Origin of the sequence: Prevotella sp. KH2C16, assembly GCF_900113305.1 — a bacterium.
GTDB lineage: Bacteria > Bacteroidota > Bacteroidia > Bacteroidales > Bacteroidaceae > Prevotella.
This window is the reverse complement of record NZ_FOOW01000001.1, coordinates 89,974-106,684: the sequence shown is the minus strand read 5'-3', so window position 1 is coordinate 106,684 and position 16,711 is coordinate 89,974. Positions and strand designations below refer to the sequence as shown.

The 16,711-nt window shown below is 55.2% G+C and carries 7 protein-coding genes and 1 pseudogene; 2 read left to right on the top strand and 6 right to left on the bottom strand.

Translation table 11 applies throughout. The features are described from left to right. Nucleotides 1-40: 40 nt before the first annotated feature. The 5 genes and pseudogenes from BM114_RS14565 to BM114_RS00430 form a co-directional block, all read right to left on the bottom strand. Nucleotides 41-1,450, bottom strand: a pseudogene (locus BM114_RS14565) (beta-N-acetylhexosaminidase); the annotation flags it as partial. Nucleotides 1,451-1,504: 54 nt separating this feature from the next. Beyond that, the gene (locus BM114_RS00445) at nucleotides 1,505-3,364 is read right to left on the bottom strand and encodes an FAD-dependent oxidoreductase (RefSeq protein WP_092108970.1); all 1,860 of its coding nucleotides are present in this window, start codon (nucleotides 3,362-3,364) and stop codon (nucleotides 1,505-1,507) included. A gap of 72 nt (nucleotides 3,365-3,436) precedes the next feature. Next, a complete protein-coding gene (locus BM114_RS00440) occupies nucleotides 3,437-5,152 on the bottom strand; it encodes a RagB/SusD family nutrient uptake outer membrane protein (RefSeq protein ID WP_092108967.1) in 1,716 nt (571 codons plus the stop codon). Nucleotides 5,153-5,163: 11 nt separating this feature from the next. After that, nucleotides 5,164-8,535, bottom strand: a complete 3,372-nt coding sequence (locus BM114_RS00435; RefSeq protein ID WP_092109704.1) for a SusC/RagA family TonB-linked outer membrane protein — start codon at nucleotides 8,533-8,535, stop codon at nucleotides 5,164-5,166. Nucleotides 8,536-8,688: 153 nt separating this feature from the next. Further along, nucleotides 8,689-9,648, bottom strand: a complete 960-nt coding sequence (locus tag BM114_RS00430) for a FecR family protein (RefSeq protein ID WP_177207006.1) — start codon at nucleotides 9,646-9,648, stop codon at nucleotides 8,689-8,691. A 301-nt stretch (nucleotides 9,649-9,949) separates the two neighbouring features. On the opposite strand from BM114_RS00430, the gene BM114_RS00425 reads away from it, so the two are divergent. Next, the gene (locus BM114_RS00425) at nucleotides 9,950-10,819 is read left to right on the top strand and encodes a hypothetical protein (RefSeq protein WP_143089215.1); all 870 of its coding nucleotides are present in this window, start codon (nucleotides 9,950-9,952) and stop codon (nucleotides 10,817-10,819) included. Between the two features lie 134 nt (nucleotides 10,820-10,953). Here BM114_RS00425 and BM114_RS00420 read toward each other — a convergent pair whose 3' ends face one another. After that, a complete protein-coding gene (locus BM114_RS00420) occupies nucleotides 10,954-12,810 on the bottom strand; it encodes a DEAD/DEAH box helicase (RefSeq protein WP_092108958.1) in 1,857 nt (618 codons plus the stop codon). Nucleotides 12,811-13,400: 590 nt separating this feature from the next. Here BM114_RS00420 and BM114_RS00415 point away from each other — a divergent pair. Next, nucleotides 13,401-16,706 (top strand): SusC/RagA family TonB-linked outer membrane protein, encoded by a 3,306-nt coding sequence (locus BM114_RS00415; protein WP_092108955.1) that lies wholly within the window; start codon nucleotides 13,401-13,403, stop codon nucleotides 16,704-16,706. Nucleotides 16,707-16,711: the final 5 nt, after the last annotated feature.

The window sequence follows — 16,711 nt, the reverse complement described above, 5'->3', positions numbered from 1 at the left end:
TGACGAAACGGTCATAGGAAGTCTTTGTTCCCCAGCCGCTCTCCGCGATGGCGAACAGTCGCGGATAGAGCATGTACTCTGCCTGACGCTCGTCGGCGATATATTCCGTCCACAGGTTGCCCTGCACGCCGTCTATGCGATCGGCTGCCGGAGTATGTCGGAGCTCCGCGGGTACGGGGTCGTAATAGTACACGCGCTCCAGCGGACTGAAGCCTCCTATGGCCTTGGGCTCCGTGGCGGGTGAGGCCTGGAAGTGGTCAAGATAATAGTATCTGGAGGGTGAGATGACGGTGTGGTGTCCTGCCTTGGCAGCGGCGATGCCGCCTCGCTCGCCCCTCCATGACATGACCACCGACGAGGGCGACAGACGGGTGCTGTCCAGTATCTCGTCCCAGCCGATCATCTTCCTTCCCCGCGCCGTCAGGAAACTGTCTATCCGGCCGATGAGGAAGGACTGTATCTGGAGGGTGTCGGTGAAGTGTCTGTCGCGGAAGAGCCCCATGCACTTGGGGCATTTCTTCCAATAGAGCATGGTGGCTTCGTCTCCGCCGATGTGGATATGCTCCGAGGGAAATATCTCCATCACCTCTTTCAATACATCGGTGAGGAAGGTGAAGGTCTTGGGATTGCCCACGCAGAGGTCGAAACCATTGCCTTTGCCCGTGCACGAGAGCTCCGGAAAGGCGTGCAGCACCTCGTTGCTGTGGCCGGGCATCTCAATCTCGGGAATGACGACGATGTGCTTCGCCCGGGCGTAGGCTACAAGTTCGCGCATCTCTTTCTGCGTGTAATAGCCGCCATAGGCTCCGGGCGTGTCTTTCCGGCAGAACTTCCTGCCGTTCTCTATCCATTCGTCCCAGTCGGAATGGGTGCGGTAAGCCCCCTCCCGCGTGAGTTGCGGATACTTCTTTATCTCGAGTCTCCATCCGCCTCCGTCCACCAGATGGAGGTGGAGTCGGTTGAGTTTCAGGCGGGCCATGGCGTCTATCTGCTTCTTGATGAAGGCCGGCGACCAGAAATGGCGGGAGCAGTCGAGCATCAGACCGCGGTATTTGAACCTCGGTCTGTCTGCTATCCGCGTGCAGGCTATCCTGCCGTTGTCGGCCAGTTGGCCCAGGGTCTGTAGGGCATAGAACAGCCCTGTGGTGGTAGGGGCACGGGCGACGACGGAGTCCGGGCTTACGGTGAGCCTGTAAGACTGCAGTCCCACATCCTCCCATGCCTTGCCTCTCCGGTGCTCGGAGATGAGTTTGATTACCGTATTCTCTGTCTGCGGGGCGGAGGATTGGGCTCTCAACGCGTCGACCATGCCCTTGAAAGCCTGGGCATCCTGTCGCTTGAGGTTGGAGACGAAGGCCGTGTTGCGGCTCAGCACGAAGAATCCCTTACCCGTCTCCTGCTTCTCCGGCTGGGGAATTACATCCTGCCCCCGTACATCGGCGACCGCCATTGCCAGTACGGCCAGGAGGAGGGCCGCATGCGTCATGTAACCTGTCTTCATATTCTATTGGATTATAGGGGGAGCACTCAGGTGCCCTCCCTCGTTGTAATCCTGATTGTTGGGCAGCCCCTGACCGCCGATGCCTCTGCGCATGAGTGCCTTCAGCTCGGGCAGATACCGCTGGTAGACCTCGCGGGGAGTAGTCTCCTGCCGCCTGCAGACGGCGGCGGCCATGCCCACAACCTCGCCCATCATGGCCGTGGTGCGCATCACCCGTACCGAACCGAGGGCTACATGTGTAACGCTGATGTTCCTCCCGGCCATGAAGAGGTTGTCTACATTCCGGGAATACAGGCATCTGTAGGGCACCTCGCAGGGGTAGATGACGGTGTGGCGCGTATCGGCCTTGAACTCCCGCCCCGGGAATCTCAAGCTGTTGATGCTGTCGGGAAAGTGGAGGTCGATGCTCCACGAAGTGGTGAAAGAGCCGTCCTCGTGATATACATTCTTGGTAAGATCCTGCTGGCTCAGCACATAGTCGCCCAACAGGCGTCGCGTCTCGCGCTTGCCGGCAATGTATGCCACCCACTGCAGACGGCGCTTTTCATAGTCCTTGCGCTCCTCGGAGTGGTTCTTGAGATAGCTCCAGTTGGAGTAGACGACGAGCAGCCCGTAGTCGCGCACCTTCTCCAGACTGTCAATCTGGTTCTCGTACATGCCCGTCTCCCAAGTCCATTCGCCCTTGTAGACTTTCTCGCAGGTTTCCTCGTTGAAAGTCATACCATAGGAGAAGTCGGGAAAACGGCTGACATTGCGTTCCTTACCGGAGTACCACTGGACGGAGACCCCCATGATCATGTTGTCGGCAACCTCGGGAGCCCTCGACTCTCCATATTTGTCGGAGCTTTCCCTGCCGATGCGGTAGTCGGCTCCGGCAAGGTATCCCACGGTGCCGTCTCCTGTGCAGTCGGCAAACAGCGGTGCGGAGAATCGCAGCCTCTCTCCCGTCTGTATGTTCTGGGCGATGACGCTGGTTATCCTGTTTCCGTCTTTCTCCAGTTGGCTTACATGATGGTTCAGGAAGAGTGAGAGGTTTTTCTCCTGCCGTACGATGCGGAGCTTGTTTTCGTCCTCATAGTTGGAGGCGGCCATGGCGTTGCCTTCTTTAGCGGGTCCGTATTCCTTCAGGAGGCCGCCCAGCCGCGGATACCGCCCAACCTCTATCATTCCTCCCAGATGCACCCTGACCTCAGAACTGTTGTTGCCTCCGAGAATCGGGCGGTCTTGCAGCAGGGCAACCTTCAGCCCCAGTCGTGCGGCGGAGACTGCCGCTCCTATGCCAGCCACGCCTCCTCCCACGACAACGAGGTCGAAACGCCCCGCCTCAGGGGGATTCCGGGGGTAGCCCAGATGTTCTCTACGAAAACTCTGAAGCGCCTCGGCGGTTTCGGGCGGCGCCGTCTGCTCCTGGCAGAGGTAGATAGCGTCGCAGCGGCCGTCAAAGCCCGTCAGGTCTTTCAACCTCACGGTGTTGATGCCGGACTTAACCTTTACCTTGCCCACATAGGTCCATTGCCAGGACGGCTCGCCCTCCCCCAGAACCTTCGAGAGAACGGTGCCGTTTACTGCAAGCTGGAATTTCCCCGGTCCTTTGCGCCCACTCCAGGGCGAGGTCCAGTTGTAAGTTCTCACATAGGCGTGGTAATAGCCTGCAGCGGAAGCCCGGAAGTCGGTGCTCGCGTCGGCGACAGGCTGTCCCATGCCATGGGCTATCAGGTAGGGCGACCCCATGATGTCCATGAACTGCTGGTCGATCTTCCAGCCTCCTGCGTTTTTGAAAGCTTCTGCCTCAAGCAGAATGCCGGTCCCATGGATGTGGAGGGCGAAACAGGCGATAAGCAGTGAGAGTAGAATTCTTTTCATCGTGTGAAATGGATTTTAGCGAGAAGTGAAAACAGGCAGGAAGGCCGTTCGGCCTCCCTGCCATTGAGGATGTCAATATCCCGGGTTCTGGGTTATCTTGTCGTTGATTTGTTTCTCTTTGGCAGGTATCGGCCAGAGATACTGGCGGTCGTCCCATTGCCGCTGGGAGAGCACCTGGATGAGGCCGGTGGCCTCCATCTTCGTGAAGTCGGGGCACCCGTTGTCGTCAATGTCGGGGGTAACGGGCCAGAACCAGTTGCCCGTGTTAACGACCTTTGTCAGGCAGTCTGTGGCCGGATAGAGCATGCCATACTGCTTTTTCTTCATGACTACCTCCGACAAATGCCACCTCATCAGGTCGGCGAAGCGCAGGTTTTCGCCGGCCAGCTCCATGCGTCGCTCCATGCGCAGCTGCTTCCGCATGTCCTTCTGAGGCAGAATGCTGAATGCCGGATAGCTTGTAATGGCCGCTTTGTCCACCCCGTAGGCTCTGGCCCTGACGGTGTTCATGGCATCCACGACGGTCTGGTCTATCTGGTTCAGCTCTATCTTGGCTTCCGCATACATGAGAAGTACATCGGCATAGCGCATCACAATCAGCGGATTCTCTGCCGTATAGCCGTTATCCATCCAAGATTCATCGATGCCTTTCTTCCATACGAGTCCGTTGAAAGAGGCATATTGCTTGTTGATGCGGGTATCGTTGTTGTACCCCATCTTCCCTGTTTTTGTATTGAGAACTTCCGTATCGGCGGGCGAAGGACTGTAGACATAGCCGAGAAACGACTCTCCGAAGGGAACCAGCGTCTCCGAACAGCGGGGATCGCGATTCTTGAAAGGATTATGGGAGTCGAACAATGGCGACTCGTCTATGGGCAGACCGTCGGTGCAGGTGTATGCGGCCAGCAGGTCCCAAGACGGGTCTACGGCCGACCATCCGCCTGCATTCCTGACCATCTTGTTCTTCACGGTCGTTGAATTCAGCACATCTATGTTCATGGAAATTGATCTTGGCAGGATGAAAATGAACTCCTTAGACGACTTCGTGCTCTGCAAGAACAACTTCCTGTAGCTGGGTTCAAGATCATAGACACCCAAGTCCATTACGGCTTTCGACGCCTGTGCAGCTGTCGCGTAGTCGCCCAGATACAGGGCGATTCTGGCCTTCATGGCAAGTGCGGCACCTTTCGTGGCGCGCTGATTACCGGAGTAACTGACAGGGAGAAGTAGTGCCGCCGAGTCAAGGTCGGCATAGACATGGCGCAAGACCTCGTCCTTGGGCGTGCGTGCCATGTTCAATCCTTCGTCAATATTGATTTCTGAAGTGAGGTAGGGAACATCTCCGAACCGTGTCAACAGTCGTCCATAGGCCACCCCGCGGAAGAATTTTGCCTCGCCGACGAAGGCCATGACCTCCGCCTCGTTGGCTCCGTTGTTGATGGCACGCCGGTATTTGTTGATTACGCTGTTGGAATACGACACCATCTGGAAGTTCGTCCGCCAGTATAGCGACACAATCCAGTTCTCGCTGGTAATCGTCGCGTTCTCGAATTCAGTAAGGCTCTCGCGGTATACGGCGTCGTCGCTCCAGTCGGTCTGGTTGTCTCCTTCCGGTCTCCAGTATGTCGACGAGTACATGGCATTGACGGCCATCTCTATTTCCTTTGCCGTGGAATACCAGTTCTCGGTCGACCCGTTCGACAGCGGATTCAAGTTCAAGTCATGGCAGGAAGTCATTCCGATGAAGGTTCCTATCAGGCAGATTGCATATAAAATATTTCTTTTCATAATTCAATTTCTTAGAAGTTCACATTCAGTCCGAACATTAATGACCGCATAATAGGGTACCCCGCATCGCTCACTTCCGGATCCCAGCCCTTGGGGTGGTTGTTGAAGCAGAAGAGGTCGTTGGCTGCCACATATACGCGCAGGGATTTCACAAACGCCTTGCTCACCCACGAGCTGGGCAGGGTGTAGCCGAGCGTGATGTTCTTGCAGCGTAGATACCATCCGTTGAAGAGCCAGTGGTCCGACATGGCGTAGTTGGCATCGCGGGCCGAACGGCTGAGCCGCGGGTATATGGCTGCCGCATTCTGCTCGTCGGTGTTGTAGGAGCTCCAGTATTTACCGTCTATGATGTCGGGGAAAGTCGTCCAGTTGTTGGCAAGGCCCTCCACCATGGCAGTTGTCTTCCTTACCCATCTCTGGCCGACTCCTTGGAACGACATCGAGAAATCGAAGCCTCTGTAGGCGGCATTGAGGCTCATGCCATAGAGGAAGCGCGGCAGAGATCCTTTCAGCAGGGTGCGGTCGTATTCCGGGGAGATGATTCCGTCGGGTTTTCCATCCGGCCCTGAGATGTCGCGATACTTCAGGTCGCCCACCTTGATATTCTGGTTCAGCTTGGCAGAGTTGTCCACTTCTTCCTGTGTCTGGTAGATTCCGTCGCAGAGATATCCGTACCATTGGTTGTATTCACTACCCTCGCGGTTGATCTGCTCGCCTACGAACTCCGTTCCGTTCAGGTTGCCCATCACCGACTTATAGTCCGTCAGGTTGAAGGCGACGCTGTAGTTGAGTTCACCGATGTGGTCTCTCCACGACAGCTCCAGATCGAAGCCGTTGGTATGCATGGTGCCGGCATTCACATCGGGGTTCTCATATCCCATGAAGATGGGTATCTGCAGAGCCAGAAGCATGCCCTTGGTGTTCTTGCGGTAATAGTCGAAGGAGAGTCCCAGCCTGTTCCGCAGGAATCTCGCGTCGAGACCGATGTCCCAGGTTTCAGTGGTCTCCCAAGAGATGTTTCTCACGGCATACTTACCTTGGGCGGCCGTCGTTACGGTTACGGGCACGCCATTGTTCATCATGAGAGCCGTTCCGAAGTCGATGGAGGCTTGGTAGGGATAATAGCTTCCGATGCGCTCGTTGCCCAGCTTGCCATACGAGGCACGGAGTTTCAGATAGTCCAGCCAGCCTATATTCTTCATGAAATTCTCCTCGGAAACCACCCATCCGGCAGAGGCGGAGGGGAAGGTTACCCACCGGGTGTCTTTTGCGAAGCGCGAGGAACCGTCCCGACGAAGGTCGAACTCCAGCAGATATTTGTGGGCATAGGAGTAGTTGATGCGCCCGAAGTATGACCGGTAGGAGTATTCCAGAGCGTTTCCGCCCGTGTCCCTGAAGTCGTTGGGGCTCAGGTCGAGATACGGATACTCCGTGAGCTCATAGTTATTGCCGGAGCCCGACATGGTCTCCTCCTTCATGTAGTAGTACTCGTAGCCCGCCATCGCTGCGATGTTGTGCGAGCCGAACGACTTCTCGTAGTTGGCCAAAAACTGCGTCGTGATGTTGTAGGCATCGTTCCGTTCCTCCTTCAGCTGCGTCGTATAGAATCCTCCCATGTAGCCCATGATCTTGTTGGGGTCCCCCGCGTTGGTGTAGGGAATCTGCTTGGTGAAGTCCTTGATCTTGGTGAAGGAGAAGTTGGGCGATACAATGGCCGAGAGCTTCAGGCCGTCTATGGGCTTGACATTGATCTCTCCCTTTCCGCCGATGTTGTAGCGATTGGTGCGCACGAAGCCGCCTTCCCGAATCTTGGCCACGATGTTCTCGCCGTCCTTCACATCGCCGTAGCGTCCGTCCGACCAGTAGACGGCGTAGATGGGAGGAATGTTCCTCGCGCCGTCGGCATAGGGATTGTTGTGCGGCGTATTCGACTTTGTGAAGGTGAAGTTGGCGTCCAGGTGGGCTTCAATATACTTGTTGAATTCGAAGTCGTTGTTGATGCGCGTCATATAGCGCTCATAGTTCCGGTTGGCATACATGCCGTCGTTCTTGTCGTAGCGGAACGAGGCCTTGCTCCTGACTACCTTTCCTCCTCCCATGAGGTTGATGGCGTGCGACTGACGATTGGTGTGGCTCTTGTAGAGGTAGTCTTCCCAGTTCGTGATGGGATACTGGTCGGGGTTCTGTGCGTTGTAGGTCAGGTAATTGTCTATCAGGTCCTGCGGGTAGGTCTGGTTCTTCCCGCCGTCAGGGTTGTCGTTGTAGCGCAGTTCGTTGGTCATCTCCATGAAGCGTTTCCAGCCCACATAGCCCGGGGTTGAGGTGGGGCTGTCGTAGGCAAACTCCATGTTGTAAGACAGCGAGAGGTCGGAAGACTTTGCGCGCTTCGTCGTTATCAGGATAACGCCTGCCGCCGCACGGGAGCCGTAGATGGCTGCCGAGGCGGCGTCTTTCAGCACCGATACATTGTCTACATCATCCGGATTCACCATGCTCATGTCGCCGGGAACGCCGTCGATGATGACCAGCGGACTGGAGTCGCTGATGGTGGTTACACCTCGGATGAGCAGGGTGGAATTGCCTTCGGGTGCTCCGTCGGAGCGGTTGATGGTGAGTCCGGCGGCCGCTCCCTGCAAGGCGTTGGCCAGATTGGTGGCATGGCTGTCGCTGATGGTGCTTGCGTCGATGGCACTCACGGCTCCCGTGAGGTTCTTCTTCTTCATGGTGCCGTAGCCCACAACGACCACTTCCTCCAGCGATTTGGTGTCGTCCTTGAGCGTAACGCTCATGTTATGGTCTCCTCTTACCTCCCTGTCCTCCGACCCGATATAGGAGATGACGAGGGGCGAACCCACGGGAGCCTCTATGGTGAAGTTGCCGTCGATGTCGGTTACCACCTTGTTCTGGGTGCCTTTCTGGGTTACGGTGGCTCCGATGAGCGGCTCGCCGTCGGGGTCGGTTACGGTTCCGGAGAGTTTGCTCTTGCCGGTCTGCGCCGTAGCCTGTGCCTGTGCAGAGGCCTTGGAGAAGACGATATACTTGTTGGGCGTGATCTCATACTTGATGTCTCGCCCTTTCACGAAGTTGTCGAGGAAGTAGCCCATTGTCCCCTTGGTCTTCGGGAAGCTGACGGTGGAGTTTACATTGAGGTCCACATCGCTGTAGACGAGCAGGTAGCCAGTCTGCTTCTCCAGGGTGTTGAAGAACTTGGCGATGGTGAGGCTTCCCGACGGGAGACTTACGGATTGATTCTGTGCATAGGCTTTCTGACCGCCCAGAAGGCAGAACATGAGCGCAAGCAGGAGAAGCGGGCGCAGCGACGGCTTGCGTCTGTTCCCGTCTCTTTCGGATGTTCTCCGAACGGATGATTGAATAATTTCCATGTGTAGTTTTGGTTTTTGATAGATAAGTTCATTGGTTTTGCCGGCGGCCGCGCCCACCGTATGTCGTGGCGCGCGGGGTCGTCGGTGGCAGATGGTCTCGTGGGGAGTCTATCCGTCGCAGGCAGATGGGCTTATTGTCATAGGCTTTAGGTTTTAGTGATAGAGTATGATTTCGTTTTTCTTCTCGTTCCACGATATCTTGAAGTGGTGCACCTTGCTGATGAGGCGGAGTATCTCCACCAGTCCGTCCTGCTGCCGGAACTTTCCCGTGTAGCTCTTGGTGAGGATGTCGGGCGAGGCGGCGGTAATCTTCACGCCATAGTAGAGTTGCAGTTTCTGCACGATGTCGCCCATCTCCGTCGCATGGAAGCTCAGCACTCCGTCCTGCCATGACGACACATCCTGATTAATGGGGGAGACCGTGAGCCCGCGCCCGTCGGCCACGACCTGTTGCCCCGGCAACAGGACCACTCCCTCGCGCTCCCTCGCACGGGGGTAGACCTTCACTGCGCCTTCGAGCAGGGACACCGTCAGGGGCCGGGAGTCATATCCGTAGACATTGAACCGGGTGCCGAGGGCTCTGACGAGCACGCCCTTTGAAGACAGGATGAACGGGTGTCGATGGTCCTTGGCCACCTCGAAGAGTCCCTCGCCCCGCAGCTCCACCAGACGCTTGCTGCCGAAGGCTGACGGATAGCGCAGCGTGCTCCCCGAGTTCACCCATGCCTTGCTGCCGTCGGGGAGGGTGATGCGGGCGCGCTGGCCATAGGGGACCGACAGTTCCTGATAGGTCGTGCGGCCGTCCCTGCCGTTGAAGTAGACGACGGCCGTGGCAGCCAGCAGCCCGAGCACGAACCCTGCGGCATACTTCAGGAGGCTGCGGCGCGCCGCCAGTCTGCGCTCCTTCGTGCGAGCCTGCCTGAACTGCCTGAGCGACTCCCTGCCCGCATTTCCGTCGGCTGCGGCGGGGTGCAGCGCGGCGAGTGCCGATACATTCAGCACCTCCATGAGCTGCTGTCTGAGCAGCGGGTCGGCCCCGGCGTCCCGGAGGAGCGACTCCTTCTCCTGCGCGGGCAGTTCGCCGTTGGCGTATCTTATGATTCGAATGTCCATTTGCATGCGCTTTTATAAGTAAAACACGCCATGAAGGCAAATCCGCCAAGCGACCTCTCATTTTTTTGTCCGACCTTGTTTGGACTTCCGGAAACTTTTCGTATATTTGCGGCAAGGGGCGAGCCGGGGGCGGGCGAGTCGCAGCCGTGTATCCGCTCCTCGGTTTCCGGGAATGTTACACGCCGCTTGTAACGGCCTTACAAAGGGCTTGTAACGACCTTACACACGGCGTGTAATCCGGCGATAAGCCGCAAGGAGGGTGAATTCCCGTAGTAGTAAGATGTTTAAAATACACCAGATAATGAGGAGATTGAGCGTGTTTTTACTGTTGGCATGCCTGGTTCAGGCAGCCTTGGCACAGGAAGTGAAGCCTGAAGAGGTGGGCTCGCCGAAGATGAACGGTGAGCAGCCGGCGTCGGCATTGCCACTTCCAAGACCGTTGCCGGAGGCAAAACCGTGGGAAAAGCCTCTGGAGTTGTCTGTCAAGGGGCTGCCGGCCATGGCAGATACGGCCGCCCACAGGAGGCTTCAGCACGCTTGGAAAGACGAGCAGGCGCTGTCCTTAGCTCCATTTGGCATGCCGGTTCTGCCTTATGCGGTGCCTCCGGGCAGCTACGATTTTTCGCAGACAGGCGAGATTGCCCATGCCCGGGGATTCGATTTCTACGGCGCGAGCGGTTGGCGGGAATATCCGGGCCTGCTCACCGTGCAGTCGGCTTCGGTGGGCTTCGGCCGCAGTTTCGGTGCCCTGCACCTGCGCATGGGTGCCACGGCAGCCCGCTATCGTGCCCTCCATGTGGCCACGCAGTATGGCGTGCAGGGGCAGTTGTCCTATCAACTTACCGACCGCCTGAGCGCCACGCTCTTCGGACAGTATTACAACGCGCAGCCTTATTTCTCGATGGCAGCCTTCCCCTTCGTGGCAACCTCCCGCTATGGAGGTTACCTGACATGGATCGGGCAGGGCTTCGGCGTCGATGTCGGGGCAGAGCGTTACTACGACGCTTTCGGGCGCAGGTGGATTACAAGCCCCATCCTCACGCCTAAATTCAATATCTCGAGGAAGGTAAAGGTCGAGCTCCCCTTGGGAGGACTCGTCCGCACGGTGGTGGAGAAGGCCGTCTACGGCAAGCGTAGCCGCGGCCCGATCATCCTTCCGCCGGGCTATTGAGCGATTTCCCGCCCCGGCTCTGGCCGTAGGCAAAGCAAAATCCCCATGCAAATGTCATAGCGACTTGCATGGGGATTGATGTTGAATGGCGGTTGCGATGAGCTTCCCGGAAGGGAAAGCCGACCGCAGCGGGCTTATTTCTTCTTCTTCGGACGGCGTCGTGCCCATCCCTCTTCGCTGAAGTCTGGATCCTCGCCCTTGAACTTAAAGGGAGCTTCGCCCATCAGGTCGCGCCAGTCTTCCTTCTGGCTGACCCGCTCGGGACGAGCCTGACGGCCATAATCACGCGACTTGCGGCCTCGTGAGGAGCCTCTGTCGCTGCGGCCTCCGCCTCTCGACGATCGGCCGTGCCCCGTGTCATCGGCGTCGTTGCAGCGCACCTCGCGACCCTTGTAGAAGGCTCCGTTGAGGGCTTTCATCACCTTGCGGGCATCCTCCTGGGGAACTTCGATATAAGAGAACTTGCTCAGCAGGTCGATGTGCCCCACCTCTTGATGGCCGTGCATGTTCTTGTTGAGGAACTGCATGATCTCTCCGGGATAGAATCCGTCGGCCTTGCCGAGGTTGATGAAGAGGCGCTGATAGCCGGACTCGGCCCTGCGGGGACCTCTGCCCTGGCCCTTGCGCTCGCCGCGGCCGCCTTTATTGTCGCCGCGTGAGGAGGTGGGCTTCACGATTTCAGGGGCATTCTTATAGTAGTTGAGGAACCGGCCGAAGGTTACGGTAACCATCTTCTTGATGATGTCCTCTTTGTCGATGTATTCGAACTGGCGGTTGATTTCCTCCATATACGGCGCGATGAGATCTTCCTCGACATCTGTCTTCATGATGTCGTCCATCACTTTGTAGAGCTGTTTCTTGCAAATCTCCTCCGGAGCAGGAAGCGTTCCGTCTACAAACTCTTTGCCTATCTCCTTCTCGATGGCGCGAACCTTCGACTTCTCCCTCGTGTGGATGATGGAGATGGAGGTTCCCTTCTTGCCCGCGCGCCCTGTTCGGCCGCTGCGGTGGGTATAGTTCTCGATGTCGTCGGGCAGTCCGTAGTTGATGACATGCGTCAGGTCGTCTACATCCAGTCCGCGGGCAGCCACATCGGTGGCCACGAGCAGCTGTACGGTGTGCTGGCGGAACTTCTGCATGGTGAGGTCGCGCTGCTGCTGGCTCAGGTCGCCGTGCAGGGCTTCGGCATTGTAGCCGTCCTTGATGAGCTTGTCGGCAATCTCCTGAGTCTCTATCTTCGTGCGGCAGAAGATGATGGCGAAGATGCGCGGATGGAAGTCCACGATGCGCTTCAGGGCGAGATACTTGTCCTTGGAGTGCACCATATAATAGATATGGTTCACATTCTCGGCACCCTCATTCCTTGAGCCGACCACGATTTCCTTATAGTCGTGGAGGTAGGACTTGGCGATTTTCTCGATGTCGCGGCTCATCGTTGCCGAGAAGAGCAGGGTGTTGCGGTCGTCCGGAACATTCTCCAGGATGGTGTTGATGCTCTCCTGGAAGCCCATGTTCAGCATCTCGTCGGCCTCATCGAGCACCACATTGTTCACATGGTCGAGCTTGGCCACGCCGCGCTTCATCAGGTCTATCAGTCGCCCGGGCGTCGCCACGATGATCTCCACGCCGTGGCGAAGGGTGCGAATCTGGGTCTCGATGGAAGCTCCGCCATACACGGCCACGATATGCACGCCCTTCATGTACTTGGAAAAGTCAGTCAGGTCGTCGGCAATCTGCAGGCATAGCTCACGGGTAGGGCTGAGAATCAGGGCCTGTGTCTCCTTTTTATCAGGATCAATCTTCTGCAAAAGGGGAATTCCGAAGGCGGCTGTCTTGCCGGTTCCGGTCTGTGCCAGGGCGATTACATCGTTTCCATTACCAAGTAAATAGGGGATTACTTCTTCTTGAACGGGCATGGGATGCTCGAATCCCAGTTCCGTGATGGCGCGGCGAATATCTTCGTTAACGCCTAATTCTTCAAATGTCTTCAATATAGAATGTTTTATAAAACGGGTGCAAAGGTAATCATTATTCATGAGAAAAGACGAATTTGTGCCATTATTTTAACATTTTATGTGTAAAATACTTAAAACAAAAGACTTATATGCAGGATGGCCTTTGATGGAAGGCCTTGTCTTCCAGTATTGTTCCGGCCGGCGTCGGCCGGAACTCTTCCTTGCCCGGGCATTCCTTGATTGCCGTTTGCCGCAATTACGGTATTAAGTGCAATTGTCTGGGAAAATTACAGGCTGCGCAATAAGTTGCGCATATTTTAACCTCTTTTTAAGGAGCCTAAATTAAAAAAAGAATAAAATCTTTGTAAAAAACAAAATATTCAGTATATTTGCATTGCGATTTAAGAGGGGGAGGGAGTGGTTCGCAGAGTGATGCCATGATAAATATACAGTAAGTCCCTGTCGGAAAATACCATCGGAATAATAAACGGAGTCTTAATATATATAAATATAAGGAGAACATAGAAAGCAGAAGCAATCCATTAAAAACCAATTCCACGGCAGCATGCTGTTGTGGAAATGATATCAAGAAATCAATATATAAGTTTAACCTAAAATAATAATTTATGGATGAGAATTTGAAGAGTCGTTCATTCGGTTTGCCGGAGAGGAGACAGTGGAAGTATCTGTTTGCCGCCTCTTTGTTCCTGCTGGCTCCAGTATGTGTGTCGGCAGCGGGAAGCTACGCTAATGAGAAAACTGTTGCCCTACAGCAGCAGGCAAAGAAGACAGTTACGGGCACGGTCCTCGACGAGACAGGTCAGCCCGTAATGGGAGCTACGGTGGTGGAGAAGGGGCATCCCTCGAACGGCACCATTACCGACATTGACGGAAAGTTTACATTGCAGATTGGTGAGGGATCCAAGATTTCCGTGAGCTATGTGGGCTACAAATCACAGGATGTGGCTGCGGGCAGCGGTAGTGTCTCTGTCAACCTTGAGGAAGACACCGAAGGACTGGAAGAGGTCGTCGTAGTGGGCTATGGCACTGCCAAGAGAAAGGATGTCTCGGGCGCCATCTCGAGTGTTCGCTTTGCCAACAGCACCATTGCCAACCTGCCTAACCCCAATGCCATGACCGCGCTGTCAAGCCAGGTGGCCGGTATCACCTATCGCCCTACCAACAGCGCGGCCGGTGATAACATGGCAACGATGAACATCCGTGGCATGAACTCTATCCCTACAGATAAGCGCTTGAGCGTTCAGGGCGTTAACCAGCCGCTGCTCGTTGTGGACGGAGTGATTTTCTCCGGATCCATCAATGAAATCAACACCAGCGATATCGAGACCATCGATGTGCTGAAAGATGCCTCTTCGGCTGCCATCTACGGTTCCCGTGCTGCCAATGGTGTGATTATCATCACCACCAAGCGCGGCGGAACAGAGAAGCCTGTCGTGAGATTCAACACGCAGTGGAGTTTCTCTGACTGGTCGACAAAGCCTGACATGGTAAACGACAAGGTGAAGTTACTGCGCAATCGCTTCAACTTTGCCAAGGCTACCGGTAACCAGACCGTGGCCGACCTTGACTTCGATCCTGCCAATGGTACCATCCTCAGCAGCATGCTTACAGCCGTGGAGCAGGAGGCTTGGAAGGACGGCACTTGGACAGACTGGATTGACGAGATGACACGCACGGGTCTGGGCCAGAAATATGACATCAATGTGAGCGGAGGTTCCAAGTATGTGCACTATTACCTGTCGGCTGACTATACTCGCACGAAGGGCGTGCAGCGTGGAGATGACTATGAGAAGTTCAACATTCTCTCCAAGATTGATGTTACGCTCAACTCTTGGTTGCGTATGGGTCTGAAGGGTAATTACCTCAGCGCACGGAATTGGGGCGTTCCCGCCAGCATGAACCTGGCCACATGGACATCTCCTCTGTCTTATGTGAAGTTGCATCGCACGGATGCCGAAGGCAATGTGATTAATGATCAGTATAGCAGTTGGTATCAGAGAGATCCTGCGGGTGCAGGTAATTCTTATGTGAGTCCTTACTGGGGTACTGATATAGAACATTCTTTCCTGTGGACAGACAAGCAGGGTAACAATCAGAATATCAACGGCGTGTTCTACACGCAGGTTGACTTTCCGTTCCTCCCCGGGCTGTCTTATCGTTTCAACTTGAACGCTCGTCGCAACTATAGTGCCAGCGACTGGTTTGGCCGGCCGGAGTATTTCGTAGATACCAATAGTACGAGCGACATGGATAACCCTTCACAGTATAACAATCAGGCTCAGGGACACTCTGAGACCGGGCACTCTTATACTTGGAATGTGGATAACATCCTGAGCTACTACCAGGACTTCGGCAAGCATCATGTGGATGCAACCCTGGGCTACACCCGTGAGGCTTACAACAACGATGCTCTGAAATTCAGCTACAGCGACTTCACAGGTACCACATCTCTGGGCTTCTATGGCGCTGATGCTGCTAACACCAAGACCATCCAACGCGGAAGGACTCGTACTCAGTCAATCGCCTATCTGGCCCGCTTGAACTACAACTATGCAAGCACCTACTATCTGACTTTCAACTTCCGTCGGGATGGTTACTCGGCATTTGGCGACAACAAGAAGTGGGGTAACTTCTACGGAGTGAGTGGAGCATGGGTTCTCTCGAATGAGAGTTTCATCAAGGACAATGTCAGCTGGCTCGACTATCTGAAGCTGCGCCTCTCCTGGGGACAGAACGGTAGCCGTTCCGTAAACGCTTATCAGACCATCGCCGGTGTAACTACTGGCTACACATGGTTGGGCAATGATTCTCAGCTCGTTTACTATCCGACATCAGTAGGTAACCCAGACCTGCAGTGGGCAACCATTACCAAGTATAACCTCGGTCTTGACTTTGCTGTGCTGAAGAATCGCCTGAGCGGTACCATTGACCTCTATACGGGGCGCACCACCAACATGCTGATGCCCCGTTCCATTCCTTATCCTTCTGGATTCCAGACTGCCTGGACCAACCTCGGTAAGGTTGCGAACAAGGGTATTGAGATTACCTTGAACTCTGTAAACATCGACGGCGACGGCAACGATCAATTCCGTTGGGAATCTCAGGTTGTTTTCAATCTCTCCCGCAATAAGGTGATGACACTTTACGGAAAAGACTATAAGGGCGATGAGAATGGTAAGGATGTGGCCAACTATGAGGCTTACGGTCCAGACAGTTACTATGCACTCGTAAAGGGAAGCTCTATCAATGCGGCCTACGACTATAAGAAGCTCGGTATCTTCCAGAGCAAGGAAGAGATTGATAACTATAAGAGTGCTGACGGCACGGTAATCATGCCGACAGCCAAGCCAGGTGATCTGAAGTTTGAGGACTCAAATCATAACGGCAAGATTGATAGTGAAGATAAGCATGTGATTGGCGACACCGATCCGTTGTTTACCCTGAACTTTGGTAATACCTTATCTTATAAGAACTTCAGCCTGTACTTCAACTTCCGCTGGATGCCAAGTTCTGATACTCACTTCCTGGGTCTCAACCCGAATGCTTATGCGCTCGGTGGCAGTGGGGCACAGCTCGACGAGGTGAATCCTTGGACAACAGAAAACCACACCGATATCTATCCGAGATTCGGATATGAAAACAATCTGGGCTACCTGTACTGGCAGGGTCGCGGCTTCCTGAAGCTCAAAGACCTCGTGTTCTCTTACAACTTCGACAAGAAGCTCATTGCTCCTCTGGGTCTGCAGGGTCTGCGTGCTTATATTGCAGGCACCGACCTGTTCACCATTACCAGCTGGAGAGGGCTTGATCCGGAGGATGGCGGAACGATCGCAGCCGGAGTTTCATCTGGGCGCTATGGCTCTATCGGTACTTACCGCACCATTACTTTCGGTCTTAACTTCACATTCTAATCAAG

Excerpts from the sequence above, each read along its gene's own strand:
- BM114_RS00415 (WP_092108955.1), top strand. The coding sequence starts at position 13,401 with ATGGATGAGAATTTGAAGAGTCGTTCATTCGGTTTGCCGGAGAGGAGA.
- BM114_RS00435 (WP_092109704.1), bottom strand. The coding sequence starts at position 8,535 with ATGGAAATTATTCAATCATCCGTTCGGAGAACATCCGAAAGAGACGGG.
- BM114_RS00430 (WP_177207006.1), bottom strand. The coding sequence starts at position 9,648 with ATGGACATTCGAATCATAAGATACGCCAACGGCGAACTGCCCGCGCAG.
- BM114_RS00445 (WP_092108970.1), bottom strand. The coding sequence starts at position 3,364 with ATGAAAAGAATTCTACTCTCACTGCTTATCGCCTGTTTCGCCCTCCAC.
- BM114_RS00440 (WP_092108967.1), bottom strand. The coding sequence starts at position 5,152 with ATGAAAAGAAATATTTTATATGCAATCTGCCTGATAGGAACCTTCATC.
- BM114_RS00425 (WP_143089215.1), top strand. The coding sequence starts at position 9,950 with ATGAGGAGATTGAGCGTGTTTTTACTGTTGGCATGCCTGGTTCAGGCA.